This window comes from Roseateles agri, assembly GCF_034043675.1.
GTDB lineage: Bacteria > Pseudomonadota > Gammaproteobacteria > Burkholderiales > Burkholderiaceae_C > KK5.
The window spans coordinates 261,665-285,883 of the sequence record NZ_JAXCLA010000002.1; the positions used below are offsets into that span (position 1 = coordinate 261,665).

The window sequence follows — 24,219 nt, forward strand, 5'->3', positions numbered from 1 at the left end:
CCTGCTCAAGACACCTTGTTGCGTGCGAACTGCGCCTGCAGCAGCGGCTCGACCGGCGAGTTCTCGAAGGCCCAGCCTTGCGTGAAGTCGGTGGCGACGCCCCAGCCGTCGTACTGGAAGTACACGAGATCGTGGCCCGCGGCATCGGCCACCGCCAGCACGTCGGCCGTCCAGGCCGCGCGTTCGGCCGCTGGTGCGCCACGGGATGAGCCGAATTCGCCCAGCATCACGCGCACGCCATGCGCGCGGCCGAAGTCCTCGGCGGGTTTCATCTCCGCCGCGATGCGGGTCTTGTCCCAGGTGGCGGGAGCCTGCCACGAGGCGTCCTGCGTGACGCCGGGGTAGTGCACCGTTCCGGCGGCCGGCCAGCCGCTGACACCCTGGTGGGTGAAGTAGTGCGGACCGTAATAGTGGAAGCTGTAGATCGTCTTCGCGTCGCCGTTGGTCGACAGATCCGCGAAGTTGGCCGCGTCGCCCCAGACCGGCTCGACGATCAGCCAGCGCGCCGGATCGATCGCGCGGACGGCGTTCAGCGTGCGCAGGTGCAGCGCATTCCACACCGACTTCGGCAAGGCATGGTTGCCGGCGATCTCGTCGTCGGTGATGCCGTGCGGCTCGTTCAGCAGGTCGAAGACGATGCCTGCCCGGCCGGCGTATTGCGTGGCCAGCGCCGTCCAGGCGGCGACGAACTCGTCCTGCGCCGACGCATCCTTCCACAGCGAACGTCCGTCAGAGGGCCAGACACCGTAGGCCGGATAGCTGATCTCCAGATTGATCGCGAGGATCACGTAGACCTTGCGCGACAGGCACCAGTCGACCATCGCGCCCCACTGCTTCATCGACTCGGCGATCGCCTGGGCCAGCGACTGGCCCGGCAGCAGCGATGCGCCATCGGCGAACGAGAAGGGTTGCAGGAACAGGCGCACGGCATTGGCACCGGCGCTTGGCAGTTCCTCGATATGGGTCCAGCGCGACGAAGTGGCCACGGCCCAGTCGGTGTCCGGCAGGACGCTAGTGCCACGCAGGCGCGGCAGCGTGTCGGCGACGATCGGCGGCAACTGCGGCTGGGCGGGCGGGACGACCGGGCCGTCATCGCCGCCTGATCCGTCACCTCCGCCACCGCCACCGCCACCGCAGGCACCGAGCGTGCCGCCCAGCGCTGCATATGCCAGGCCCCGGCCAATCCACCGCCGGCGCGAAATTTCATCGATGCGCTTGTCCATCATGTCTCCCTGTCGTTTTATTGGCGAGGGAGTCTAGCAACGGTCCAGCAACGGATTTGCCTCAGGCCCAGACCTTGACGTCACAGTCGATGCACCCGTCGCGATAGGCCACCGCCGGCGTGCAGTCCTGCGCCAGGATCGTCGGCCCGTCGAGGTCGACGACGTCGCAGAGCTGGCCCAGCACGAAGGCCGGCGCCATCGCCAGGCTGCTGCCGCCCATGTTTCCGACCATCACCTGGAGCCCCAGTTCGCGGGCGCGCCGGGCGATCATCAGGCCCTCGGTCAGCCCGCCGCATTTGTCGAGCTTGATGTTGACCATGTCGAACAGGCCGGCGATGCGTTCCAGCTCGGCGAGGTCGAGGCAGCTCTCGTCGGCCGCGGTCGGCACCGGGAAATCGACCGCACGCATGTCTTGTTCGCGGCCGCGGGCGAAGGGCTGTTCCAGCAGCGCGATGCCGCAGTCCACCAGCGCGGGCAGCAGCTCGGCGATCGTGTCCAGCGCGTAGCCCTGGTTGGCGTCCACGCCGAGCCAGGCGTCGGGGCGGGCGGCGCGCACGGCGCGGACGCGGGCGACGTCGAGCGCGCCTTCGCCGGTGAGCTTCAGCTTCAGCGCGCCGGCGGCGGCATAGGCGAGCGCGCCGGCAGCCATCGCTTCGGGTGCGGCGGCGCCGAGCGTGAAAGTGGTCTGCAGCGGCCGCGTGCCGGGCAGGCCGGCCAGTTGCCAGACGGGCACGCCGGCGCGCGATGCCTCCAGTGCCCACAGCGCGCAATCGAGCGCGTTGCGGGCGCCGCCGGGCGGCAGCAGGCTGCGCAGCCACTGGCGGTCGAAGCCGCCGGCCTCGATGGCGGCGCGCACCGATTCGACGCGGCGCGCCATGCCGGGCGGTCGGTCGTCCAGGTAGTAGACGCCGGCCGCCTCGCTCCTACCCTCGTAGGGGCCATCGCGCAGGCGCAGTTGCAGCACGGGCACGTCGACGAATCGGTGGCCGGCGATCTGGAAGGGCTCGCGCAGCGGCAGCGCCTCCACGCGGTAGGCGAGAGCAAGGGGCATGGGAAAGATCCGGGAAAAGGGTCAGGTGTTGCGGAAGCGGGCGGGCGAGAGCTGCCGCGCCTGGACGCCCAGCGCGAGCAGGTCGTCGGGCAGCGGCGCGCCGAGGGCCAGCGCGGCAGCGGCGCGGCCCATCGCCGGCGAGGTCTGGATGCCGTAGCCGCCCTGGCCGGCGCACCAGAAGAAGCCAGGCACCTCGGGCTCGAAGCCGAGCACCGGCGTGCGGTCGGGGCTGAACACGCGCAGCCCGGCCCACTGGTGGCGCAGGCGCCGCACGGGGCGGCCGGTCAGCGTCTCGAAGCGGTCGACGGCAATGGCCACGTCCAGTTCATCGGGCTGCGCGTCGCAGGGCGGGCTGGGCGTCTCGTCGGCGGCCGAGATCAGCAGCAGGCCGGCGTCAGGCTTGAAGTACTGGCTCTCGTCGACAGCGATGACGGCCGGCCAGGCCGAAGCGTCCAGCCCCTCGGGCACGTCGATCAGCACGGCCGTGCGGCGCAGCGGCTGCAGGCCCAGCGGGGCGATGCCGGCCAGCGCCGCGACCGGGTCGGCCCAGGCGCCGGCCGCGTTGACGACGACCGGTGCACGGAAGCTGCCCTGCGCGGTCTGCGCGATCCAGACGCCACCGTCACGCGCGAGTTCGAGCAGCGGCGCACCCAGGTGCAGCTCCGCCCCGTTGGCCCGGGCCTGGCGCAGGAAGCCCTGGTGCACCAGATCCACCTCGATGTCGGCCGAGCCCAGGTCCAGCAGCGCGCCGGCCACGCGCTCGCGCTGCAGGATGGGCACGCGCGCCATCACCTCGTCGGCACTGAGGGCCACGGTCTGCTCGCGGATGTCGGCATCGGCGGCAAAGGCCTCGGCGGCGGACTGCTGGCCGGCGCCGATCAGGAACAGGGTGTCGCGCTTGCACAGGTAGGGCTGCTCGCGCGGCTCGCGGAAGAAGCCGAGGCTGGCCCGGGTCAGCGCCCGCACCGGTGCGTTGCCGTACAGCGCGGAGTACAGCGCGGCGGAGCGGCCGGTGGAGTGATAGCCGGCCTGCGCCTCCGCTTCGAGGATCACGACCGAGGCTTCGGCCGACAGCGCGGCAGCGGCCGAGGCGCCCGCCATGCCGGCCCCGATCACGATGCAGTCCACGTTTCTCGTCGTCTTCGTTTCGCTCGACATCTCTGAATTTTCCATTTTGGAAAATCAATGTACCATCCAGACAATCGATGAGCAATATCGTGGAGAACCCGTGATCCCTTCGACGACAGCCCCTGGCGGGCGCAGCAGCACGCTGTTCGGCCAGCCGCGCGGACTGACCGTGCTGTTCCTGACCGAGATGTGGGAGAAGTTCTCCTTCTTCGGCATGCGCGCGCTGCAGGTCTACTACATGATCAAGCAGCTGCACTTCTCGCAGGCCGACGCCTCGCTGGTCTACGGCCTGTATGCCGGCGGCGTGTACCTGACGCCGATCTTCGGCGGCTACGCGGCCGACCGTTGGCTCGGCCGGCGCCGCGCGATCCTGATCGGCGGATCGCTGATGGCGCTGGGGCATTTCGCGATGGCGTTGGAGGCCTTGTTCTTCCCGGCGCTGACCTTGATCGCGGTGGGCAACGGCCTGTTCTTGCCGAACCTGCCGAGCCAGGTCGGCGATCTCTATGCCGCGGACGATCCGCGCCGCGGCGGGGCCTACAACATCTACTACGTCGGCGTGAACCTCGGCGCACTGCTGGCGCCGCTGGTGTGCGGCACGCTGGGCGAGCTGTATGGCTGGCACGTGGGCTTCGGCGCGGCGGGTGTGGGCATGTGCCTGGGGCTGGCGATCTATGCGCTGAACGGCAGATACCTGCCGCCGGACATGCCACGGGCAGTCGCTGCACCAAGAGTCGCAGGCAGCAAGACCGGCAGCTTCCTGCCGCTGCTGCTGGTCGGGCTGGCCGTGATCGTGTTCCGCAGTGCCTACGAGCAGAGCGGCAACACGCTGGCCGTCTGGGCCGATACGCAGGTGGACCGCCACCTGCTGGGCTTCCTCGTGCCCGTCACCTGGATGCAGTCGCTGAACCCGCTGTTCGTCTTCCTGTTCACGCCGCTGGTGGTGGCCGGCTGGCGGCGTGCCGCGACGCGCGGGCGCGAGCCCTCGTCGCTCGTGAAGATGGCGCTGGGCGCGGGTGGCGTGGGCCTGTCCTACCTGCTGCTGGCGCTGGTGGCGGCGGGCGGGCAGACCGTAGCGGGCAAGATGGTTGACGGGATTTGGTTGCTGGTGTTCTTCGCGCTGTACACCTTGGGCGAGCTGTACATCCTGCCCGTGGGGCTGGGCCTGTTCGCGCGGCTGGCGCCGGCCGGCATGGGTGCGACGGTGATTGCGGCCTGGTTCCTCGCCTCTTTCGGCGGCAACCTGCTGGCGGGCGTGGTCGGGCGAGGCTGGGACGCGCTGGGGCCGAGCGGCTTCTTCGTCGCGATGGCCGTGTTGAGCGGCTGCGCCGGCGCGGCGCTGCTGGCCGTGGCGCCGATGCTGCGGCGCGCGGAGGCCTGACTGATCAGCGCTTCGCCGGCGTGCGTGCCTTGGCGGCGACCTTCACCGCCGGCCGCTTCGCCTTCGCCACGGGCGCTTCGGCCTGGCGCTGCGAGACCTCCATGAACCGCTGCGCCAGCGGCATCTCGCCCGCGCCGGAGCGCGGTGCGCAGCTCGCGACGAGCCGGCAGGGGGCGTCGGCCGCCTTCAGGTAGGCATGGCCCATCTCGCTGTCGAAGTAGATCGAGTCGCCGGCCTTCAGGACGACCGGCGCGTACAGGTCGGAGTGGAAGGCGATCTCGCCTTCGATCACGTAGGCGAACTCCTCGCCGGGATGGCGGATCAGGTCGCCGAACTCGGCCTTGAACTCCTCGATCGTGCGCGCATGCACCTCGACGACCATCGGCGTGAAGCGCTTGCTCAGCAGCTCCGAGGCCAGGTAGAGCTGCCGGTAGCTCTGCGTCTCCACCAGTTGCCCCTCGCCCGCGCGATGCACGACGCGCCGGCCGCTGCCGCCGCTGTTCGCGGGACGCGCGCCGGGCGCATCGCTGAGCAGTTCGGCCATGTCCACGCCGAGGCCCCGGCTCAGCAGCATCAGCTTGTCGTAGGACAGCGACACATTGCCTTTTTCCAATTTGGAAAGCGTGGAGACCGCCAGGCCCGTGCGCTCCCCGAGTTCGCTCAAGGTCAGTCCGAGGCGCTTGCGGACATTGCGGATGTGATCGCCGGGATTGGGAGTGGCCATGTCTCTCGATGGGTGTGCGGGAACCATCATAGGGCAGCCGCGCACCGCGCCAGGACCACGCAGCGCCTAGTTTCCGTATCCATCTAAGGTTTACACCAATGGGAAAGAATTTTCCGAATTGGAAACTATCGTCATCAAACAACGTCCCATGTATCCGCCAAACCTGGAGATGCAGATGCGCCGGTCCTCCTTCCCTCCTCCCGTCCTCAAGCTCCGCAAGCTTGCGACGCTCCTCGCCCCCTGCCTCAGTGCGCTGTGCGCGCCGGCAGCCTGGGCGCAACAGGCCGGAGGCGATGCGCCCGCGGCCAGCAAGCCCGCCGAAGCGCGCGACACGCTGGACGTGGTGACCGTCACCGCCACGCGGCGCCGCGAGCCGCTGCGCGACGTGCCGCTGCGCGTGGAAACGCTCAGCGCCACCGCGCTGGAGCAGTCCGGCGCCAACTCGCTGGCGGATTACATCGGCGGCCTGCCCGGCATCGATGTGAAGACCGACGGCGGCCCCGGCCGCGGCTCGGTGACGATGCGCGGCGTCAGCAACGGCGAGCAGCAGATCGCCACCGTGGGCATGTACGTGGACGAGGTCGCCTTCGGCTCCAGCAGTGCCTTCGTGCACGGCGGCGTGCAGGCGCTGGACCTCTCGCTGCTGGACCTGAACCACGTCGAAGTGCTGCGCGGCCCGCAGGGCACGCTGTACGGCGCCGGCGCGATGGGCGGCCTCCTGAAGTACGTGACCAACGAGCCGGACACCTCCACCTTCTCCGGCAAGGTGGGCCTGGGCGTGCGCAGCATCCAGGACGGCGGCATCGGCCACACCGAGAACGTGGTGCTGAACGTGCCGCTGTCCACCGACGTGGCCGGCCTGCGCATCGCCGCCTTCAACGAACACGATGGCGGCTTCATCCGCGCCACGGGCCTCGCGGCCGGCGACAAGACGAACGCCGGCGACACCCGCGGCGCACGCCTGTCGCTGCTGCTGGAGCCCACATCGAAGATGAAGGTGCGCCTGGCCGCGACGACGCAGGACATCAAGCGCGACGGCACCGACACCGTCGACTACGACGCGACGACCGGCCGGCCGGTCGTCGGCGACCTGGCGCGCGCGCTGGCCACCCGCGAGCCCTACACGGTGAAGACGCGGCTGGTGTCGGCCGACGTGGAGTACGACTTCGGCTGGGCACGGCTGAACGCGATCGCCTCGACGCAGCGCCTGGACATGGACACGGCCCAGGACGCCACCGCGCTGCTGGGCGCGAGCGCAGCCGCCTTCGACTATGCCCGGCTGGACAACACGATCGGCCTGCATAAGAAGACTCAGGAACTGCGGCTTACATCAGGGCGCGGTGAGGTCGAATGGATCCTGGGCCTCTATCACGACGAGGAGCGCGGCAACGTCGGCCAGCTGCTGTTCGGGCAACTGGCGGGCAACGGCGGCGACATGGACCTGCAGGCCAATAGCCAGCCGTCCACCTACCGCGAAACCGCCGTCTATGGCGACATCACCTGGAACATCGGCACCGCCTGGTCGCTGACGGCCGGGGCGCGCTTTGCGAAGAACAAGCAGCACTACGCCGTCGTCGGTGCCGGCCCGCTGGATTCCGACAATCATTCGGACGACGACTCCAAGACCTATCTCGCCACGCTGCGTTATTCGCTGGACAAGACCAGCAGCGTCTACTTCCGCGCCGCCAGCGGCTACCGCCCGGGCGGCCCGAACCCGCCGGCGCTGGACGGCAATCTGCAGGTGATCCCAGGCACACCCTCCAGCTTCAACCACGACACGCTGTGGAGCTTCGAACTCGGCTACAAGGCCGACCTGCTGGACAGGCGCCTGAACCTCGAAGCCGCCCTCTATCAGATCAACTGGAACGATCTGCAGCAGCCGATGGCCTATGGCGTCAGCACCCTCGTCGGCAACGCCGGCAAGGCACGCGTGCGCGGCCTGGAGTTGGCCGCCCGCTACCGGGCCAGCGCCGACTGGGACCTGAACGGCAGTCTCGCCTACACCGACCCGAAGCTGACCGAGGACGCACCGGCGCTCGGCCCGGCCGGCTCGCGCCTGCCCAACGTCGCCAAGATCGCGCTGACCGCGGGCCTGCGCTACAGCTTCCCGCTGGCCGGCCACGAGTCCTACGCGGGCCTGAACCTGCGCCACGTCGGCCAGCGTAATGCCGGCTTCGATGCCGAGGGCAGCTCGGTGCCGAACTTCAGCCTGCCGGCCTACACGATGGTTGACGCCAACTGGGGCCTGGACCTGGGCCGCTGGCAGGTCTCCGCCTTCATCCGCAACCTGACCAACAAGCAGGCCCTGCTCGGCGCCGACACCGCGCTCACCGCCTTCGGCCTGCCGCTGCACGCCACCGTCGCGCAGCCGCGCACGATCGGCGGCACGGTCAGCTTCAATTTCTGAGGAAGAACATGAACAAGAAGAGGACGTCGTTGTCTTTTGCGAAGCCGCTGCTGGCCGCGCTGGCGCTGTGCGCCGGCGCGCTGCTGCAGCCTATCGCTGCCCAGGCCGCACCCGAGGCCGCCCATGACCTGAACGCCACCGATGCCGAAGCCTGGCTCGACGGCCTGATGCCCAGCGCGCTGAACATGGCGCATGTGCCGGGCGCCGTCGTCGTGCTGGTCAAGGACGGCAAGCCACTCGTGCAGAAGGGCTACGGCTATGCGGACTGGGACAAGCGCACCCCGGTCGACGCCGAGCGCACGCTGTTCCGCCCCGGCTCCGTCTCCAAGCTGTTCACCTGGACCGCGGTGATGCAGCTGGTCGAGCAGGGCAAGCTGGACCTGGATGCCGACCTGAACAAGTACATCGACTTCAAGATCCCCGCCGGCAAGGGCGGCACCGCGCTGACGCTGCGCCACGTGATGACGCACACGACCGGCTTCGAGGAAGTGGCGCGCGACCTGCTCACCTACGACACCGCTGCGCCCGATCTGGGCGGCGTGCTCAAGCGCTACATCCCGCCCTACGTCTATGAACCCGGCACGACGCCGGGCTACTCGAACTACGCGACCTCGCTGGCCGGCTACATCGTCCAGAGAGTCAGCGGCCAGCCCTTCGACGACTACGTCGAGCAGCACATCTTCAAGCCGCTGGGCATGAAGGATGCGACCTTCCGCCAGCCGCTGCCCAAGGCGCTGGAGGCGCAGATGTCGCGCGGCTACAAGAGCTCGGACGACAAGCCGCTGGGCTTCGAGGTGATCTCGATGCCGCCGGCCGGCAGCCTCTCGGCCACCGGTGCCGACATGGGCCGCTTCATGCTGGCCTATCTGCAGCAGGGCAAGCTGGGCGACGCACAGATCCTGAAGCCCGAGACCGTGCAGCTGATGCACACCAAGCTGACCAAGCCGCTGCCCGACCTGCTGGGCATTGGCCTCGGCTTCTATCAGCAGGACGTCAACGGCCATCGCGTCGTCGGCCATGGCGGCGACACCGTGCTGTTCCACACCGACCTGCTGCTGTTCCCGGACGACGGCGTCGGCATCTACATCTCGGTCAATTCGCCCGGCGAGGGCGGCGGCCACGGCCAGGGCAAGTGGCTGCGCGACCGCCTGTTCGAATCCTTCGCCGACCGCTACCTGCCCGACCAGCGCCCCGCCGCCAAGCCGCAGGTGGACGAAGCCACCGCCAAGCAGCATGCGCAGCAACTGGCCGGCGCCTACCGCAACACGCGCCGTGAGGACTCCACCTTCCTGTCGCTGCTGCAAATGGTGAGCCCGCTGCGTGTGCAGGCGCTGGACGACGGCCGCATCGCGATCGACCTGGCCGGCTCACGCAGCGTGTTCCGAGAGATCAAGCCCTACTACTGGGAAGAGGACCACGGCAAGCGCCGCCTGCAGGCCGTCGTCGACGCCAGCGGCAAGGTCGTCCACTGGGGGCTGGAGCCCTATGTGTTCGCCTTCATCTTCGAGCCGGTGCCCGCGATGGCCGGCACCACCGCGCTGGTGCTGTTCTGCGCCGCACTCGTCAGCGTATTGCTGACCGTGCTGCTGTGGCCGGTGGCCGCGGTGCTGCGCCGCCGCCATGGTATCGCTGCGAAGCCGCCGAAGGCCGTCAGCTGGGTGCGCGTCGCCAGCGTGCTGGCCGTCGTCGCGCTGGGCCTGTGGGGCGTCGTCGTGGCCGGGCTGGAAGACCTGAAGGACACCAGCACCTCGCTGCCGGCCGCGCAGATCGTCACGCTGATCGCCTTCGTCGGCGGCCTGCTGGCTGCGCTGTGGCATGCGAAGACGGCGCTGATGCAAGGCGGCAAGGCATCCCGGTTGCTGTCGCTGGCCTGGCTGCTGAGCTTCCTGGTGCTGGTCGTGCTGGGCACGTATCACCACATGATCAGCTTCAACCAGTGGTATTGATCGATTGACCATGCGCATCTTCGTCGCCGGCCTCATCCACGAGACCAACAGCTTCTCCCCGATCCCCACCAGCGTGCAGTCCTTCGAGGAGGGCCTGCTGGTCCGCCGCAGCGAGCCCGATGCACTGCGGAAGATCGAGGCGCAGGCGATGCTCTCCGGCGTGTTCGCTGCAGCGAAGCGCGCCGGCGACACGCTGCTGCCGGGCCTGTTCGCGGTGGCCGAGCCCTCGGGGCCGCTGTCCCGCCCGGGCTACGAGCGGCTGCGCAATGAACTGCTGGCCGACCTGGCCGCAAGCGGCCCGGTCGACGCCGTGGTGCTGATGCTGCACGGCGCGATGCTGGCCGATGGCTATCCGGACTGCGAGGGCGACCTGCTGCAGCGCGTTCGCGCGATCGTCGGCGCCGAGACGCCGATCGGCGCGCTGCTGGATCTTCACTGCAACCTCAGCGCGGCGATGGTCGAGTCCAACGCGCTGCTGATCGCCTGCAAGGAATACCCGCACATCGACTACCCGGCGCGCGGCGAGGAGTTGCACGCGCTGGTCACCCGCATGCAGCGCGGCGAGCTGAAGATCCGCGCGCACCGCCGCCGCGTGCCGATGGTGGGCATCTTCGGCACCACCGAATCGCCGATGCGCGAGTTCGTGCAGAGGCTGCAGGCCAGCGAGGCCCTGCCGGACGTGCTGTCGATCTCGGCGCTGCACGGCTTCGCCTGGTCCGACACACCGCACACCAGCGCGGCGATCCTGGTCTACACCGCGGACACGCCGGGCGCCGATGCCGGCGCCGCCGCACTGGCGGAGGAACTCGGCTCGACCTTCTACGCGCTGCGCGAACAAGCCGGCTCGCGCCGCCTCCCACTGGCTGCTGCGCTGGACGCGGCGCAGGCGGCGATGGCCCGGCGCGAGGGCCGCCCGGTCGTGCTGGCCGACACCTCCGACAACCCCGGCGGCGGTGCCGCCTGCGACAGCACCTTCGTGCTGCGCGCGCTGCTGGAACGCGGCATCGAGGGCGTAGCGCTGGGCATGGTCTGGGATCCGCAGGCGGTGGCGCTGGCAACGGCCGCCGGCGTCGGCGCCCGGCTGCCACTGCGCATCGGCGGCAAGGTGTCGCCGATGTCGGGCGACCCGGTGGACCTGGAGGTCGAGGTGCTCGCCTGCCGCGCCGACGGCCGCCAGCGCGGCTTCACCCCCGGCGCCTTCGATCCGCTGGGCGCCGCCGTGGCGGTGCGCGGCGCCGGCATCACGATCGTGCTGAACAGCATCCGCCAGCAGATCTTCTCGCCCGACTGCTTCACCGAGCTGGACGTGGACCCGGCGGCCCAGGCGCTGCTGGTGGTCAAGTCCACCCAGCACTTCCGCGCCGGCTTCGACCCGATCGCCGCGGCCACCATCTACGCCGACACGCCGGGCTCGCTGCAGGTGGACCTCAGCGCCCTGCCCTACCGACACCTGCGGCGGCCGGTCTGGCCACTGGATTAGGGCTATTGGGGCTATTAGGGAGCCGCAAGCGCTTTGGTCGTCCATGCGATAAAGTCGCATGCGATGAAATCAGGTGAGTATTACCCATGAGCAAGCCTTCGGCCTCCAGTCGCGCCGAGCTGTTCCCGCTTGCCGACTACATGTGCTTTGCCGTCTATTCGACGAACCTCGCCTTCGGCAAGGCCTACAAGACCATGCTCGACCAGCTGGGGCTCACCTACACGCAGTACCTGACCCTGATCGCCCTGGCGGAGCAGGACATGCTGACCGTGAGCAGCCTCGGCGAGAAGCTGTTCCTGGCCTCGAACACCCTGACGCCCATTCTCAAGAAGCTCGAAGCCATGGGCCATGTGGAGCGCCAGCGCGACACGCAGGACGAGCGCGTCGTGCTCGTTCGCGTGACCAAGAGCGGCCGCAAGCTGCGTGACCGCGCGGTGGAGATGAACGCCTCCGTCGCGGCAATGACCGGCCTCACGCCGGACGATTTCGCCAGGGTGCAGAAGGGCATCGTCGCGCTGCGCGACACGCTGATCGAGTCGACCGGCCAGGATCCGGAAGCCTAGTTTCAACTACCCTCGGGAATACCCCTACTCCTCGCTCGAAAATATCGATCGCATACGATTTACCCGCATACGAAGGTTGTCGGCAAGCAGTACACGTCGGCTCATCCATCGGTTCACGAACGGACGGGGGCGAGTTCCATCATGACGGGTAGGACAGGACTGGGTGTCGACATGGCGCTGGTGCGCGAGTTGGCACGTGTGGGCAATTTGCTGCGGCAGTTGACCGATGCGGTGCAGCGCGGCGCGCTGTGCGGCGAACCGGCCGATGCGCACGAAGTGCTGCGGGTGCTGCAGCACATCGAGTGCAACCTGGGCCAGTTGGCGCGGGCGGAGGTCGAGTGATGGTGGCGATGATGAGCGGGCCCGAGGCGGATGCGATCGGCGCCGCGCTGGCGCCGCACCAATTCGACGAAGAGAAGCGCCTGGACGCGCTGTACCGCTACCTGCAGCTGGACAGCGCACGCGACGAGGCCTTCGACCTGCTGATCGAAGCCGCCGCCGAGATCTGCCAGGTGCCTTACGCGACGGTGTCGCTGGTCGACCGGGACCGGGTCTGGACCAAGGCCGGCATCGGCATGGCCCAAGGCAGCGAGGTGCCGCGGACGCAGGCCATCTGCGCGCACACGATCGTCGAGGGCGATTTCCTCGAGATCCCGAATCTCGCCAGCGACGCACGCACCGCCGGACTGAGCCGCCAGCGCGAGGAACTGGGCGCGCAGATGTACGCCGGCGCGAGCCTCGTCACCGGCGACGGCTTTCGCATCGGCACGCTATGCGTGATGGATCGCGAGCCGCGCCAACTGAGCGAACGCCAGCGACGCATCCTCGGCGGGCTGGCTCGCCAGGCGATGGCGCTGATCGAGCTGCGCACGCACGAGCGCCAGCTGAAGGACGCGCTCGAACGCGCCGAGCACCTGGCCTCCACCGACACCTTGACCGGCCTGCTGAACCGCCGCGTGCTGTTCGAGCGGCTGGAGCAGGAAGCCGCGCGCTCGCACCGCTACGACACGCCGCTGTCCGCAGTGCTGATCGACCTCGATCACTTCAAGCGCATCAACGATGGCTACGGCCACGCGGCCGGCGACGCGGTGCTGCGCAGCGTAGGCAAGCTTATCCGCAGCGCGGTTCGCTCAGCCGACGTCGCGGCGCGCTACGGCGGCGAGGAGATCTGCGTGTTGCTGCCGCAGACCGGCGCGGAGGGCGCGCAGCGCTTTGCCGAATCGCTACGGCGCAAGATCGGGGCGATCGTCCACGAGTTCGACGGCCATCGCCTGAGCGTCACCGCCAGCCTTGGCGTGGCCAGCACGGCTCCCGGCCTGGCGACCGTCGACCCGCAGGCGCTGCTGAAGGCGGCGGACATCGCGCTGTACCGCGCCAAGCGCGAAGGGCGTGACCGGGTCGTGATTGCCGACTAGTTGTTCAAATAGCGCTTGGCCGGCTGCGCGTGCGACAGGTTCGGCGCCAGCGCCTTGCGCGCGGCGTCGAAGCGGTCCCAGTCGGCCGCGTCGGGCAGCGAGGGGATCGTCACCAGCTCGCCCCGGTCGAGTCCCACCAGCGCGGCGTCGACCATGTCCTCGGCCGACATCACGATCTGCTGCGGCAGCTTCTCCACGGGCTTGCCGGCGATGCCCCAGAAATCCGTGCTGGTGGCGCCGGGCAGCACGGCCTGCACCTGCACGCCCTTGGCGGCCAACTCGTGCTGCAGCGACTGCGTGAGGCTCAGCACGAAGGCCTTGCTCGCCGCGTAGACGCCGTTCAACTGTTCCGGTGCCAGCGCGACGGCGGAGGCGATGTTGATGATCGTGCCGCGGCCGCGCGCCACGAAGGCGGGCGCCACCATGCGCGTCAGGTGCGTCACGGCGACGACGTTCAGCTGCACCATCTTGCACAGCCGGTGCACGTCGGATTCGACCAGCGGCTGCGTCGCACCGACGCCGGCGTTGTTCAGCAGCAGCGTGATCCGCGCATCGGTTTCCAGCACCTGGCCGACGCGCTGCCGCCCGTCCAGCGTCGTCAGGTCCGCGCCGATGAACTCGACGCTGCGGCCCGTGCTCTTTTCCAGCCGCTCGGCCAGCGTCTGCAGCTTGGCGAGATCGCGCGCCACCAGGATCAGGTCATAGCCGCGCCGCGCGAGGCGGTCCGCGTAGACGGCGCCGATGCCGCTGGAGGCGCCGGTGATCAGCGCCACGCCCTGCTTCGTTGTCGTGTTGGATGTGCCGGCCATGGGGCAGCCCTTCGATGTTTTTCGATGCCTCCACTCTAGGCGCGCACGGTGAGCAGATTAAGACCGGCCGCGGCAGCAGGCTTTTCAGGAATCCGGAACAACGCGAGGCGGTGCCCTCGATACTGCGCCCCTGAGGAACAAGAGGCTGGGGAAACCGCGATGGACCGTATCGCCGCGATGAACGTCTTCGTCCGCGTGGTCGAGGCCGGCACTTTCACGAAGGCCGCCGACACGCTGGACCTGCCGAATGCCACGGTCACGCGGCTGGTGCAGCAACTGGAGCAGGAACTGCAGGTGCGGCTGCTGCATCGCACCACGCGCCGCGTCAGCGTGACGCCCGAGGGCGCGACCTACTACGAACGCATCGTGCGCCTGCTGGCCGAGCTGAGCGACATCGAATCGACGACACGCCAGTCGATGGCCAAGCCCTCCGGCAAGGTCAAGGTGGAAACCGTTCCGGGCCTGGCCAACACCGTCATCATCCCGGCGCTGCACGAGTTCTACCGCGAGTATCCGGACGTGGACATCGAGCTGGGCGCCAGCCACCGGCATGCGGACCTGATCGGCGAAGGCATCGACTGCGTGATCCGCGCCGGCTCCGTCAACGAGCAGCTGATGGTGGCCCGCCGCATCGGCAGCGTGGCCTTCATGACCTGCGCCACGCCGGGCTTCATCAAGACCCACGGCCTGCCGAAGACGCCCGAGGACCTGAAGGAGCTGCCGACGATCGGCATGATGACCGCCAGCGGCCGCCCCTCCGCATTCAGCTTCGAGCGGGACGGGGAGGCGCTGGAGCTGAACCTGCAGCACCGCCTGGTCGTCGGCGACTCCAACGCCTACATCGCCGCCTGCTGCGCCGGCCTCGGCATCGCCCAGCTCCCGGTCTACGCCGCCGCCGATGCCCTGCGCGACGGCCGCCTGCAGCAGGTGCTGAAGGACTGGAACAACAGCGTCACGCCGATCCACGTGCTCTACGCACCCAACCGCTTCCTGAGCGCGAAGGTGCGCGTCTTCATCGACTGGGTGGCGGCGCTGTTCGAGCAGCATGAGGAGCTGCGGCGGGGATAGATTGCGAACTTGTAATGTGGATGTGCGTTTCGCGTGCGCGGTCGGTTTCTACAGTTCATGAACCGATTCACCTTCAAGCGAAACCGACACCATGAACCGCAAGACCTTCCTGGGCCAGATGCTGGCCGCAAGCTTCGTTGCCACCCTCTCCATCGGCGCGCATGCGCAGGCCACGGCCGACATTCCCGCACCGGTGGCCGTGCACAACGTCGTGCTGGTGCACGGCCTCTTTGCCGATGGCTCCAGCTGGGGCAAGGTGATCCCGCTGCTGCAGGCCAAGGGCTTGCACGTCACCTCGGTGCAGAACCCGCTGACCGGCCTGCAGGACGATGCCGCCGCCGTGAAGCGCGTGCTGGCGCAGCAGGACGGCCCGACCCTGCTGGTGGGCCACTCGTACGCCGGCATGGTGATCACCGAGGCCGGCGACGATCCGAAGGTGAGCGGCCTGGTCTACATCGCCGCCCGCGCGCCGGACGCCGGCGAGGACTATCCCGCGTTGACCCGCAGGTTCGCCGCCGCGCCCGCGTCCGCCGGCATCCGCTGGAGCGGCGACTGGGCGAGCCTCACGCAGGACGCCTTCCTGAAGGACTTCGCCGGAGACCTGCCACAGGCCGAGGCGCTGAGCTACTTCGCCGTGCAGCAGCCATTCGCCCGTGCGATCACGACGGCCAAGACGACCGTCGCCGCCTGGCGCCTGAAGCCGACCTGGTATGCCGTGTCGACGCAGGACCACACGATCGACACCGAGCTGCAACGCTTCATGGCCAAGCGCATGGGCGCATCCACGATCGAGCTGAACGCCAGCCATGTCTCGCTGCTGTCGCAGCCGCAGGCGGTCGCGGACCTGATCGTCAAGGCAGCGCAAGGACAGCGCTAAGCTTGTCCGCGAGCCAGGTGCTCAAGGAGCCGATATGCGTGTTCTCGTCGTCGAGGACGAACCCAAGCTGGCGGGCTACATCCGCAAGGGCCTGACCGAGAACGGCTACGTCGTCGACGTGGCCCAGGACGGCATCGACGGGCGCCACCTGGCGCTACACGGCGAGTACGACCTGATCGTGCTCGACGTGATGCTGCCGGGCATCGACGGCTTCGGCGTGCTCAAGGCGATCAAGGCCGAGAAGGACATCGCCGTGCTGATGCTGACCGCCCGCGACGAGGTCGAGGACCGCGTCCGCGGGCTGCAGGAAGGGGCCGACGACTATCTCGTCAAGCCCTTCGCCTTCTCCGAGCTGCTGGCGCGGCTGACCGCCCTGCGCCGGCGCGGCGTGCGTTCGGGTTCGGGCGCAGGCGGCCCGCACGACACGACGACCCTGACCCTGGGCGACCTGCAGCTGGACCTGGCGCGCCGCAAGGTCTCGCGCGGCGGCAAGGCGATCGAGCTGACGAACAAGGAGTTCCTGCTGCTGTCGCTGCTGATGCGCCGCCGCGGCGAGGTGCTCTCGCGCACGACGCTCGCCGAGCAGGTCTGGGACATGAACTTCGACAGCGACACCAACGTCGTCGATGTCGCCGTGCGGCGCCTGCGCGCCAAGCTGGACGACCCCTTCGACACCAAGCTGCTGCGCACCGTGCGCGGCATGGGCTATGTGCTGGAGATGCCGCAGCCATGAGCCCGGCGCGCCGCCACGGCTCCATCTCCGCGCGGCTCGTGTTCATGCTGGCGCTGGTGGCGGTGGCCGTGTTCTCGGTCACGGGCCTGCTGCTGCACAAGGTGCTGGAGCAGGTGCTGATGGACGACGAGGGCGCGGACCTGCGCGGCAAGATCGACGTCGTCAAGCACTTCATCAAGGAGACGCCCGACGCCGGCGAGCTTCCCATGCTGAGCCGCCACCTGGCCGCGACCAGCATCGGCGGACGCTTCCGCTGGAACGTGTGGCTGGTGGGGCGGGACGGCCAGATGCTTTACGGCGCCGAGCCGATGCCCCCCACGGTGCAGCACGAGGGCGACAAGGTGCTGCTGCGCCGCCAGGACGGCATCGCCCTGCGCGGCGCCAGCTTCCGGCTGCCGGACGACGCGGTGTTCCCCGATGCGCAGGTCTTCATCGGCATGGACCCGCGGCCGCGCCAGAACATGCTGGCCACCTACGACGCCTGGGGCATCGTGGTGGGCGCCGCGGGCGTGCTGTGCACGATCGCGCTGGCCTGGCTGGCCACGCGGCGCGGGCTGCGCGCGCTGTCCGAACTGTCGAGCGAGGCGGAGCAGATCCAGCCCGGCACGCTCTCGCGGCGGCTGACCCCGCCCGAGCACAGCGCCGAGCTGATGCCGCTGGCCGAGCGCTTCAACGACGTGCTCGCGCGCATGGAGGAAGCCTGGCACCAGCTCGAAGGCTTCAACGCCAACGTGGCGCACGAACTGCGTACGCCGCTGGCCATCATGATCAACGGCGCGGAAGTCGCGCTGGCGCGGGATCGGCCGGCGGACGAGATGCGCGACGTGCTGGAGTCGCACCTCGAAGAGCTTCGCGGCATGGCCTCGATGATCAACGACATGCTGTTCCTTGCGCGGGCCGACCAGGGCGACGCGGCCAAGGACCTGGCCGAACTGTCGCTGCGCGAGGAGGCGCTGGACGTGGGCGAGTACGTCGAAGTGCTGCTGGACGAGAAGCAGCAGCGCTTCAGCGTGGAAGGCGAGCAGCGGATACCCGCGAACCGGGCACTGCTGCGCCGTGCGCTGGTCAACCTGCTCACCAACGCATCGCGGCATGCGCCAGCGGGCACGACGCTGACCGTGCGCATCGAGCCCTGGGAGGATACGGCCGGCGCGCGGATGTCCGTGCTCAATCCCGGCGAGCCGATCCCGGAGGAGGTGCGGCGACGCATGTTCGACCGCTTCTGGCGCGGCGAGGTGTCCCGCGCGAAATCCGGTGACCGCTTCGGGCTGGGCCTGGCCATCGTCCGGGCCGTGGCCCGCATGCATGGCGGCGAGACCTTTGTCGGCACCGACGGCGCCGATGGCCGGACCCAGATCGGCTTCACCTTGCGGCCCGCTTCAAGCCCAAGTCCTACAGACAGGCCGCTCCCGACAGCGAAGACTGGCTAGCGTCATTGAACAGCGACGCCCATGGCCAACGACGACCTGATCATTGCCCGCCCGGAAGGCCTTTACTGCCCGCCCGGTGATTTCTTCATCGACCCCTGGCGGCCGGTCGAGCGCGCCGTCATCACCCACGCGCACAGCGACCACGCGCGGCCCGGCCACGGTCACTACCTCGCGCATGAACTCGGGAGCGGCGTGCTGCGCCGCCGGCTCGGCGCGGACATCGCGCTGCAGGCCGTGCGCTACGGCGAGGTGGTCGAGCACCACGGCGTGCGCCTGTCGCTGCATCCGGCCGGGCATGTGCTTGGCTCGGCGCAGGTGCGGGTGGAGCACGGCGGCCGGGTCTGGGTCGCGTCCGGCGACTACAAGCTGCAACCCGACCCGACCTGCGCGCCGTTCGAGCCGGTGCGCTGCGAGGTGTTCATCACCGAGTCGACCTTCGGCCTGCCGATCTATCGCTGGCCGCCGGCCGAGCAGCTGTTCGCCGAGATCGCCGGCTGGTGGCGGCATAACGCCGAGGCCGGACGGACCTCGGTCGTCTATGCCTACGCGTTCGGCAAGTCGCAGCGGTTGCTGGCCGGCCTGCACGAGCTGGTCGGCGACGGCATCGGCCCGTTCGTGTGCCACGGTGCCGTCGAGGTGCTGAACGAGGCCTACCGCGCCGCCGGCGTCGCGCTGCCGCCGACCTTGCGCGCCGACGATCCGGCACTGGATGCGACGGCACGCGGCCGGGCGCTGGTCGTCGCGCCGCCCTCGGCCGCGGGCACGCCGTGGCTGCGCCGCTTCGGCAACTACTCGGATGCGATGGCCAGCGGCTGGATGCAGCTGCGGGGCCGGCGCCGCAACCGCGGGGTCGACCGCGGCTTCGTGATGTCGGACCACGCCGACTGGCCGGGCCTGCAGCGCGCGATCGCCGCCACCGGCGCCGGCCGCGTGTTCGTCACCCACGGCAGCGTGCCGGTGATGGTGCGTTGGCTGCGCGAGGAACGCGGGCTCGACGCGCAGGCCTTCGCCACCGAGTACGGGCACGAGGACGAAGGAACGCCCACCGACACGCCACCCGCGGAAGCGTCCGCATGAAGGCCTTCGCCACGCTCTACCGCGCACTGGACGCCTCCACCTCCAGCCTCGCCAAACAGGCCGCGCTGCAGGCCTACCTGCGCATCGCGCCGCCGCGCGACGCGGCCTGGGCCGTCTACTTCCTGGCCGGCGGCAAGCCGCGCCAGCTGGTGCCGGTGAAGCTGCTGCGCGAGCTGGCGCGCTCGCGTGCCGCGATTCCCGAATGGCTGTTCGACGAATGTTATGAAGCGGTCGGCGACCTGGCCGAGACGATCGCGCTGCTGCTGCCAGCGCCAGCCGCGCCGCAGGAACGGCCGCTGGCCGACTGGCTGGACGAATCGCTACTGCCGCTGCGCGGCCTGCCGCCGGAGGAACTGATGCCGCGGCTCGCCGCGCAGTGGGACGCGTTGCCGACCGAGGACCGCTTCGTGCAGCTGAAGCTGATCACCGGGGCCTTCCGCGTCGGCGTGTCGAAGCTGCAGGTGACGCAGGCGCTGGCCGCCGTCAGCGGCGTCGACGCCAAGCTGATCGCGCAGCGGTTGATCGGCTACACGCACCTCGGCGCACGGCCTAGTGCCGACGACTACCTCGCGCTGGTCGCGCCGCCCGATGCGGCGACGGCGGCCAGCGGCGTTCATCCATTTCCGTTCTTCCTCGCCCACCCGATGAACCTGCCGGTCGGCGAACTGGACGCGGCGCTCGGCCCGCCGCGGGACTGGCTGGTCGAATGGAAGTGGGACGGCATCCGCGCACAGCTCGTGAAGCGTGGCGGCGAAGCGGCGCTGTGGTCGCGCGGCGAGGAACTGATCAGCGAGCGCTTTCCCGAGCTGATCGCGCTCGGCGAAGCGCTGCCGGACGGCACGGTGCTCGATGGCGAGGTGCTGATCTGGCACGCGGGCGCCGACCAGCAGGCACGGCCGTTCGCCGATCTGCAGCAGCGCATCGGCCGCAAGACCCTGTCGCCGAAGCTGTTGCGCGAGCTGCCGGCGGTGCTGTGCGCCTACGACCTGCTGGAACTGGACGGCCAGGACCTGCGCGGCCGGCCACAGCACGAGCGCCGCGCGCTGCTGGAGGAACTGCTGGCCGCGCACCCCTTGCTGCCGGCGCTGCGCCTGAGCCCGCTGCTGAGCGGCGAGAGCTGGGCCGAACTCGCGCGGCAGCGCGAGCAGTCGCGGGCGCTGGGCGTCGAAGGCATGCTGCTGAAGCAGCGCGAGGCGCGCTACGGCGTCGGCCGCACGAAGGACGCCGGCACCTGGTTCAAGTGGAAGATCGACCCGCTGTCGGTGGACGCTGTGCTGGTCTACGCACAGCGCGGCCACGGCCGCCGCGCGAGCCTCTACAGCGACTACACCTTCGCCGTCTGGAACGGCCCTGCCGACGATGCGGCGCGCCAGCTGGTGCCCTTCGCCAAGGCCTACTCCGGGCTCAGCGACGAGGAGATGCGCAGAGTCGACGCGATCATCCGCCGCACCACGATCGAGAGCTTCGGCCCGGTGCGCAGCGTCACGCCGACCCTGGTGTTCGAGCTGGGCTTCGAGGGCATCGCGCGCAGCAGCCGGCACAAGAGCGGCATCGCCGTGCGCTTCCCGCGGATGCTGCGCTGGCGCGAGGACAAGCCGGTGGCCGAGGCCGACACCTTGCAGACGCTGGCGGCGCTGCTGCCGGGCGCGGAGCCGTGAACCGCGGCAGCGTCACGCTGGCCGCCGTCCAGGGCTGGCTCGCCACGAAGGGCTGGCGGCCGTTCCCGTTCCAGCGCAAGGTCTGGACTGCGATGCGCGCCGGCCGCAGCGGCCACAGCGGCCTATTGCACGCGAGCACCGGCACCGGCAAGACGCTGGCCGTCTGGCTCGGCGCGCTGCAGGCGCTGGCGACGCCACCCGGGAAGACCGCCCCGCCGCTGACGGTGCTGTGGATCACGCCGATGCGCGCGCTCGCCGCCGACACCTTGCGCGCGCTGCGCGAACCCTTGCCGACCTTGGCGCCGCACTGGACCAGCGGCCTGCGCAGCGGCGACAGCACCAGCGCCGAGCGCAGCGCGCAGGACCGCCGGCTGCCGACCCTGCTGGTGACGACGCCGGAGAGCCTGTCGCTGCTGCTGGCCCGCGCCGATGCGCCGGACACGCTGCGCAGCGTGCGGCTGGTCGTCGTCGACGAATGGCACGAGCTGATGGGCAACAAGCGTGGCGTGCAGGTGCAGCTCGCGCTGGCGCGGCTGCAGCAGTGGCAGCCGGCGCTGCTGCGTTGGGGCGTGTCGGCGACGCTGGGCAACCTGGACGAGGCGCTGGCGACCTTGCTCGGCACGCCGCAGTCCGCATCGGCCGTGATGGTCCACGGCGAGACGCCGAAGCAGCTCGACGTGGACACGCTGCTGCCGCCGCGCGTCGAGCGCTTCGCCTGGGCCGGACACCTGGGTCTGACGATGCTGCCCCAGGTCGTCGATGCGATCGCCGCGAGCCGTTCCACGCTCGTCTTCACCAACACCCGCTCGCAGGCGGAGCGCTGGTACCAGGCGCTGCTGGACGCGCGGCCGGACTGGGCCGGTGTGCTGGCGCTGCACCACGGCTCGCTGGACCGCGCGCTGCGCGAATGGGTGGAGCTGGGCATGAAGAACGGCACGCTGCTGGCGACCGTCTGCACCTCCAGCCTGGACCTCGGCGTGGATTTCCTGCCGGTCGAGCGGGTGCTGCAGATCGGTTCGGTCAAGGGCGTCGCGCGGCTGGTGCAGCGGGCCGGCCGCTCGGGCCATGCGCCGGGCCGTGCGTCGCGGATCACGCTGGTGCCGACGCACAGCCTCGAGCTGGTGGAAGCCGCCGCGGCGCGCGAGGCCGTGCATGCCGGCCGCATCGAGGAGCGGCAGTCGCCGCGTGCGCCGCTGGACGTGCTGGTGCAGCACCTCGTCACCGTGGCGCTGGGCGGCGGCTTCACGCCCGAGGCCTTGTACGAGGAGGTGCGCACGACGCGGGCCTACCGCGAACTCGCCCCCGCGGACTGGCAGTGGTGCCTGGACTTCGTGCGCCAGGGCGGCGCCTCGCTCGCCGCCTATCCGGACTACCGCCGCGCCGAGCCGGACGAGCATGGCCTCTGGCGCGTGCCGGACCGGCGCCTGGCGCGACGGCATCGCGCCAACATCGGCACCATCGTCAGCGATGCCAGCATGAGCGTGCAGTTCGTCCACGGCGGCGCGCGCATCGGCAGCGTCGAGGAAAGCTTCATCGCGCGGCTGGCGCCGGGCGACTGTTTCCTGTTCGCCGGCCGCCTGCTGGAGCTGGTGCGCATCGACCAGATGACCGCGCTGGTGCGCCGCGCCGCCGCTGGCAGCGCAGCACTGCCGCGCTGGAACGGCGGGCGCATGCCGCTGTCGAGCACCTTGGCCGACGCGGTGCTGCGCCAGTTCGACGCCGCTGAACATGGGCGTTATGACAGCGCCGAGATGCGCTGCGTGGAGCCGCTGGTCGCGCTGCAGCGCGCCTGGTCCGCGCTGCCCACGCCGCAGCGGCTGCTGGCCGAAACCTGGAAGAGCCGCGAAGGCTGGCACCTGTTCCTCTACCCGTTTGCCGGCCGCACCGTGCATCTGGGCCTGGCCGGCCTGCTCGCCTGGCGCGCGGCACAGCCCGCGCGGGCCACCTTCTCGATCGCGCTGAACGACTACGGCTTCGAACTGCTGAGCGCCAGCGCCATCGACTGGGCCGCGCGGCTGCCGGAGCTGCTCGCGCCGACAGCGACGCGGGAGCAACTTCTCCAAGAGGTGCTGGCCAGCCTGAACGCGACCGAGCTGGCGCGGCGCCGCTTCCGCGAGATCGCGCGGATCGCCGGTCTGATCTTCCAGAGCCATCCCGGCGAGCAGCGCAGCAACCGCCAGCTGCAGGCCTCGGCCTCGCTGTTCTACGAGGTGTTCCGCCAGCACGATCCCGGCAACCGGCTGCTGCACCAGGCCGAGCAGGAACTGCTGAGCCAGGAGCTGGACGTCGACCAGCTCGCGCAGACGCTCGCGCGGATGGGCACGCAAGAGCTGACCCTGCGCGTGCTGAAGAAGCCGACGCCGCTGGCCTTCCCGCTGCTGGTCGAACGCTTCCGCGAAAAGCTCAGCAACGAGACGCTGGCCGAGCGGATCGCGCGGATGGTGGCCGAGCTGGAGGGTGCGGCGCCACAGGATGCGGAGGCGGTGGACGCGGCGCTGGCGCTCGATGGCGCAGGCGCGGAGGCGGTGCCTGCGCGCGATGACAAGCGGCAACGGAGGCGCCGATGAACGAGCTTCCGACGCAGACGATCTCCTTCGGCGGCGAGACGCTCAAACTGCTGCCCGAGCGCGCGCTGTGGCGGCCGGCCGCGCGCACGCTGTTCGTGGCCGACCTGCATTTCGGCAAGGCCGCCAGCTTCCGCGCGCTGGGCCAGCCGGTGCCGCACGGCACGACCGCGGACAACCTGCAGCGTCTCGGCGAACTGATCGCGCGGTACGAGGTGCGGCGCCTCGTCGTGCTCGGCGACCTGCTGCATGCCGCGCCGGCACGCCGGCCGCGCCAGATCGAACCGCTGCGCCAATGGCGCGAGGCGCACGCCGCGCTCGACTTCATCGCTGTCCGCGGCAACCACGACCGCCACGCCGGTGACCCGCCGCCGGAGCTGTGCATCCGCGTCGTTGACGAGCCGTGGCCGCTCGATACAGCAAGCTCGTCGCTGTCCGCCTGCCACCACCCGCAGCACCTGCCCGGCCGCGCCGTACTGGCCGGCCACTGGCATCCCGCCGTGGCACTGCGCGGCCCGGCGCGCGACCGGCTGCGGCTGCCCTGCTTCTGCCTCGTCGGCGGTGATCTGCTGGTGCTGCCGGCCTTCGGCGCCTTCACCGGCAGCAGCCTGCGCGAGCCGCCGGAAGACGCGATCTGCTATCCAGTGGGCGACGGACGCGTGTGGCCCGCGCGCCGTTCCTGAAT

Annotated in this window: 20 protein-coding genes; 15 read left to right on the top strand and 5 right to left on the bottom strand. The window is 70.0% G+C overall.

Features of this window, described 5'->3' with window-relative positions; translation table 11 throughout:
• Positions 1 to 5 precede the first annotated feature (5 nt).
• From SNE35_RS05415 to SNE35_RS05425, 3 genes are all read right to left on the bottom strand, one after another.
• Positions 6 to 1,223 carry a glycoside hydrolase family 5 protein gene (locus tag SNE35_RS05415; protein WP_320421844.1) on the bottom strand — a complete coding sequence of 406 codons (1,218 nt, stop codon included), beginning with the start codon at positions 1,221 to 1,223 and terminating at the stop codon, positions 6 to 8.
• A gap of 61 nt (positions 1,224 to 1,284) precedes the next feature.
• Complete coding sequence (locus SNE35_RS05420; protein ID WP_320421845.1) at positions 1,285 to 2,274, bottom strand: dipeptide epimerase; 990 nt, start codon at positions 2,272 to 2,274, stop codon at positions 1,285 to 1,287.
• A gap of 21 nt (positions 2,275 to 2,295) precedes the next feature.
• Positions 2,296 to 3,432 carry an NAD(P)/FAD-dependent oxidoreductase gene (locus tag SNE35_RS05425; RefSeq protein WP_320421846.1) on the bottom strand — a complete coding sequence of 379 codons (1,137 nt, stop codon included), beginning with the start codon at positions 3,430 to 3,432 and terminating at the stop codon, positions 2,296 to 2,298.
• Between the two features lie 70 nt (positions 3,433 to 3,502).
• On the opposite strand from SNE35_RS05425, the gene SNE35_RS05430 reads away from it, so the two are divergent.
• Positions 3,503 to 4,783 carry a peptide MFS transporter gene (locus tag SNE35_RS05430; protein ID WP_320421847.1) on the top strand — a complete coding sequence of 427 codons (1,281 nt, stop codon included), beginning with the start codon at positions 3,503 to 3,505 and terminating at the stop codon, positions 4,781 to 4,783.
• Positions 4,784 to 4,787: 4 nt separating this feature from the next.
• Here SNE35_RS05430 and SNE35_RS05435 read toward each other — a convergent pair whose 3' ends face one another.
• The gene (locus SNE35_RS05435; protein ID WP_320421848.1) at positions 4,788 to 5,507 is read right to left on the bottom strand and encodes a helix-turn-helix domain-containing protein; all 720 of its coding nucleotides are present in this window, start codon (positions 5,505 to 5,507) and stop codon (positions 4,788 to 4,790) included.
• Positions 5,508 to 5,655: 148 nt separating this feature from the next.
• Between SNE35_RS05435 and SNE35_RS05440 the strand changes: the two genes are divergently transcribed.
• From SNE35_RS05440 to SNE35_RS05465, 6 genes are all read left to right on the top strand, one after another.
• A complete protein-coding gene (locus SNE35_RS05440; protein ID WP_320421849.1) occupies positions 5,656 to 7,914 on the top strand; it encodes a TonB-dependent receptor in 2,259 nt (752 codons plus the stop codon).
• Positions 7,915 to 7,922: 8 nt separating this feature from the next.
• Positions 7,923 to 9,860 carry a serine hydrolase domain-containing protein gene (locus tag SNE35_RS05445; protein WP_320421850.1) on the top strand — a complete coding sequence of 646 codons (1,938 nt, stop codon included), beginning with the start codon at positions 7,923 to 7,925 and terminating at the stop codon, positions 9,858 to 9,860.
• Between the two features lie 10 nt (positions 9,861 to 9,870).
• Positions 9,871 to 11,340, top strand: coding sequence for a M81 family metallopeptidase (locus SNE35_RS05450; RefSeq protein WP_320421851.1), 1,470 nt, complete (start codon positions 9,871 to 9,873; stop codon positions 11,338 to 11,340).
• 86 nt (positions 11,341 to 11,426) lie between these two features.
• Complete coding sequence (locus SNE35_RS05455; protein WP_320421852.1) at positions 11,427 to 11,903, top strand: MarR family winged helix-turn-helix transcriptional regulator; 477 nt, start codon at positions 11,427 to 11,429, stop codon at positions 11,901 to 11,903.
• 141 nt (positions 11,904 to 12,044) lie between these two features.
• Positions 12,045 to 12,245: a hypothetical protein gene (locus SNE35_RS05460; RefSeq protein WP_320421853.1), complete on the top strand. Its 201-nt coding sequence runs from the start codon at positions 12,045 to 12,047 to the stop codon at positions 12,243 to 12,245.
• Positions 12,245 to 13,318, top strand: a complete 1,074-nt coding sequence (locus SNE35_RS05465) for a GGDEF domain-containing protein (RefSeq protein ID WP_320421854.1) — start codon at positions 12,245 to 12,247, stop codon at positions 13,316 to 13,318. Before SNE35_RS05460 ends, SNE35_RS05465 begins: the two co-directional genes overlap by 1 nt.
• On the opposite strand, the gene SNE35_RS05470 is transcribed toward SNE35_RS05465, so the two are convergent.
• A complete protein-coding gene (locus SNE35_RS05470) occupies positions 13,315 to 14,127 on the bottom strand; it encodes an SDR family NAD(P)-dependent oxidoreductase (protein WP_320421855.1) in 813 nt (270 codons plus the stop codon). The two genes, SNE35_RS05465 and SNE35_RS05470, sit on opposite strands and share 4 nt — an antisense overlap.
• 159 nt (positions 14,128 to 14,286) lie before the next feature.
• On the opposite strand from SNE35_RS05470, the gene SNE35_RS05475 reads away from it, so the two are divergent.
• The 8 genes from SNE35_RS05475 to pdeM all read left to right on the top strand — a co-directional run bounded on the left by SNE35_RS05475 (position 14,287) and on the right by pdeM (position 24,217).
• Positions 14,287 to 15,195 (top strand): LysR family transcriptional regulator, encoded by a 909-nt coding sequence (locus SNE35_RS05475; protein WP_320421856.1) that lies wholly within the window; start codon positions 14,287 to 14,289, stop codon positions 15,193 to 15,195.
• A gap of 91 nt (positions 15,196 to 15,286) precedes the next feature.
• A complete protein-coding gene (locus SNE35_RS05480) occupies positions 15,287 to 16,072 on the top strand; it encodes an alpha/beta hydrolase (RefSeq protein WP_320421857.1) in 786 nt (261 codons plus the stop codon).
• Positions 16,073 to 16,106: 34 nt separating this feature from the next.
• Complete coding sequence (locus SNE35_RS05485; RefSeq protein WP_320421858.1) at positions 16,107 to 16,805, top strand: heavy metal response regulator transcription factor; 699 nt, start codon at positions 16,107 to 16,109, stop codon at positions 16,803 to 16,805.
• Positions 16,802 to 18,235 carry a heavy metal sensor histidine kinase gene (locus SNE35_RS05490; RefSeq protein WP_320421859.1) on the top strand — a complete coding sequence of 478 codons (1,434 nt, stop codon included), beginning with the start codon at positions 16,802 to 16,804 and terminating at the stop codon, positions 18,233 to 18,235. The genes SNE35_RS05485 and SNE35_RS05490 overlap by 4 nt, the downstream gene beginning before the upstream one ends.
• A 21-nt stretch (positions 18,236 to 18,256) precedes the next feature.
• On the top strand, positions 18,257 to 19,312 hold the full coding sequence (locus SNE35_RS05495) for a ligase-associated DNA damage response exonuclease (protein ID WP_320421860.1): 1,056 nt from the start codon (positions 18,257 to 18,259) through the stop codon (positions 19,310 to 19,312).
• Positions 19,309 to 20,970: an ATP-dependent DNA ligase gene (locus tag SNE35_RS05500; protein ID WP_320421861.1), complete on the top strand. Its 1,662-nt coding sequence runs from the start codon at positions 19,309 to 19,311 to the stop codon at positions 20,968 to 20,970. Before SNE35_RS05495 ends, SNE35_RS05500 begins: the two co-directional genes overlap by 4 nt.
• Positions 20,967 to 23,537, top strand: a complete 2,571-nt coding sequence (locus SNE35_RS05505) for a ligase-associated DNA damage response DEXH box helicase (RefSeq protein WP_320421862.1) — start codon at positions 20,967 to 20,969, stop codon at positions 23,535 to 23,537. Before SNE35_RS05500 ends, SNE35_RS05505 begins: the two co-directional genes overlap by 4 nt.
• Complete coding sequence (pdeM, locus tag SNE35_RS05510) at positions 23,534 to 24,217, top strand: ligase-associated DNA damage response endonuclease PdeM (RefSeq protein WP_320421863.1); 684 nt, start codon at positions 23,534 to 23,536, stop codon at positions 24,215 to 24,217. The genes SNE35_RS05505 and pdeM overlap by 4 nt, the downstream gene beginning before the upstream one ends.
• Positions 24,218 to 24,219 lie beyond the last annotated feature (2 nt).

What these genes read in the sequence shown, in the direction of transcription:
- SNE35_RS05425 (WP_320421846.1), bottom strand. Translation starts at nt 3,432, where the DNA reads ATGTCGAGCGAAACGAAGACGACGAGAAACGTGGACTGCATCGTGATC.
- SNE35_RS05415 (WP_320421844.1), bottom strand. Translation starts at nt 1,223, where the DNA reads ATGGACAAGCGCATCGATGAAATTTCGCGCCGGCGGTGGATTGGCCGG.
- SNE35_RS05480 (WP_320421857.1), top strand. Translation starts at nt 15,287, where the DNA reads ATGAACCGCAAGACCTTCCTGGGCCAGATGCTGGCCGCAAGCTTCGTT.
- SNE35_RS05470 (WP_320421855.1), bottom strand. Translation starts at nt 14,127, where the DNA reads ATGGCCGGCACATCCAACACGACAACGAAGCAGGGCGTGGCGCTGATC.
- SNE35_RS05465 (WP_320421854.1), top strand. Translation starts at nt 12,245, where the DNA reads ATGGTGGCGATGATGAGCGGGCCCGAGGCGGATGCGATCGGCGCCGCG.
- SNE35_RS05445 (WP_320421850.1), top strand. Translation starts at nt 7,923, where the DNA reads ATGAACAAGAAGAGGACGTCGTTGTCTTTTGCGAAGCCGCTGCTGGCC.
- SNE35_RS05455 (WP_320421852.1), top strand. Translation starts at nt 11,427, where the DNA reads ATGAGCAAGCCTTCGGCCTCCAGTCGCGCCGAGCTGTTCCCGCTTGCC.
- SNE35_RS05450 (WP_320421851.1), top strand. Translation starts at nt 9,871, where the DNA reads ATGCGCATCTTCGTCGCCGGCCTCATCCACGAGACCAACAGCTTCTCC.
- pdeM (WP_320421863.1), top strand. Translation starts at nt 23,534, where the DNA reads ATGAACGAGCTTCCGACGCAGACGATCTCCTTCGGCGGCGAGACGCTC.
- SNE35_RS05490 (WP_320421859.1), top strand. Translation starts at nt 16,802, where the DNA reads ATGAGCCCGGCGCGCCGCCACGGCTCCATCTCCGCGCGGCTCGTGTTC.
- SNE35_RS05495 (WP_320421860.1), top strand. Translation starts at nt 18,257, where the DNA reads ATGGCCAACGACGACCTGATCATTGCCCGCCCGGAAGGCCTTTACTGC.
- SNE35_RS05460 (WP_320421853.1), top strand. Translation starts at nt 12,045, where the DNA reads ATGACGGGTAGGACAGGACTGGGTGTCGACATGGCGCTGGTGCGCGAG.
- SNE35_RS05485 (WP_320421858.1), top strand. Translation starts at nt 16,107, where the DNA reads ATGCGTGTTCTCGTCGTCGAGGACGAACCCAAGCTGGCGGGCTACATC.
- SNE35_RS05500 (WP_320421861.1), top strand. Translation starts at nt 19,309, where the DNA reads ATGAAGGCCTTCGCCACGCTCTACCGCGCACTGGACGCCTCCACCTCC.
- SNE35_RS05475 (WP_320421856.1), top strand. Translation starts at nt 14,287, where the DNA reads ATGGACCGTATCGCCGCGATGAACGTCTTCGTCCGCGTGGTCGAGGCC.
- SNE35_RS05435 (WP_320421848.1), bottom strand. Translation starts at nt 5,507, where the DNA reads ATGGCCACTCCCAATCCCGGCGATCACATCCGCAATGTCCGCAAGCGC.
- SNE35_RS05420 (WP_320421845.1), bottom strand. Translation starts at nt 2,274, where the DNA reads ATGCCCCTTGCTCTCGCCTACCGCGTGGAGGCGCTGCCGCTGCGCGAG.
- SNE35_RS05440 (WP_320421849.1), top strand. Translation starts at nt 5,656, where the DNA reads ATGTATCCGCCAAACCTGGAGATGCAGATGCGCCGGTCCTCCTTCCCT.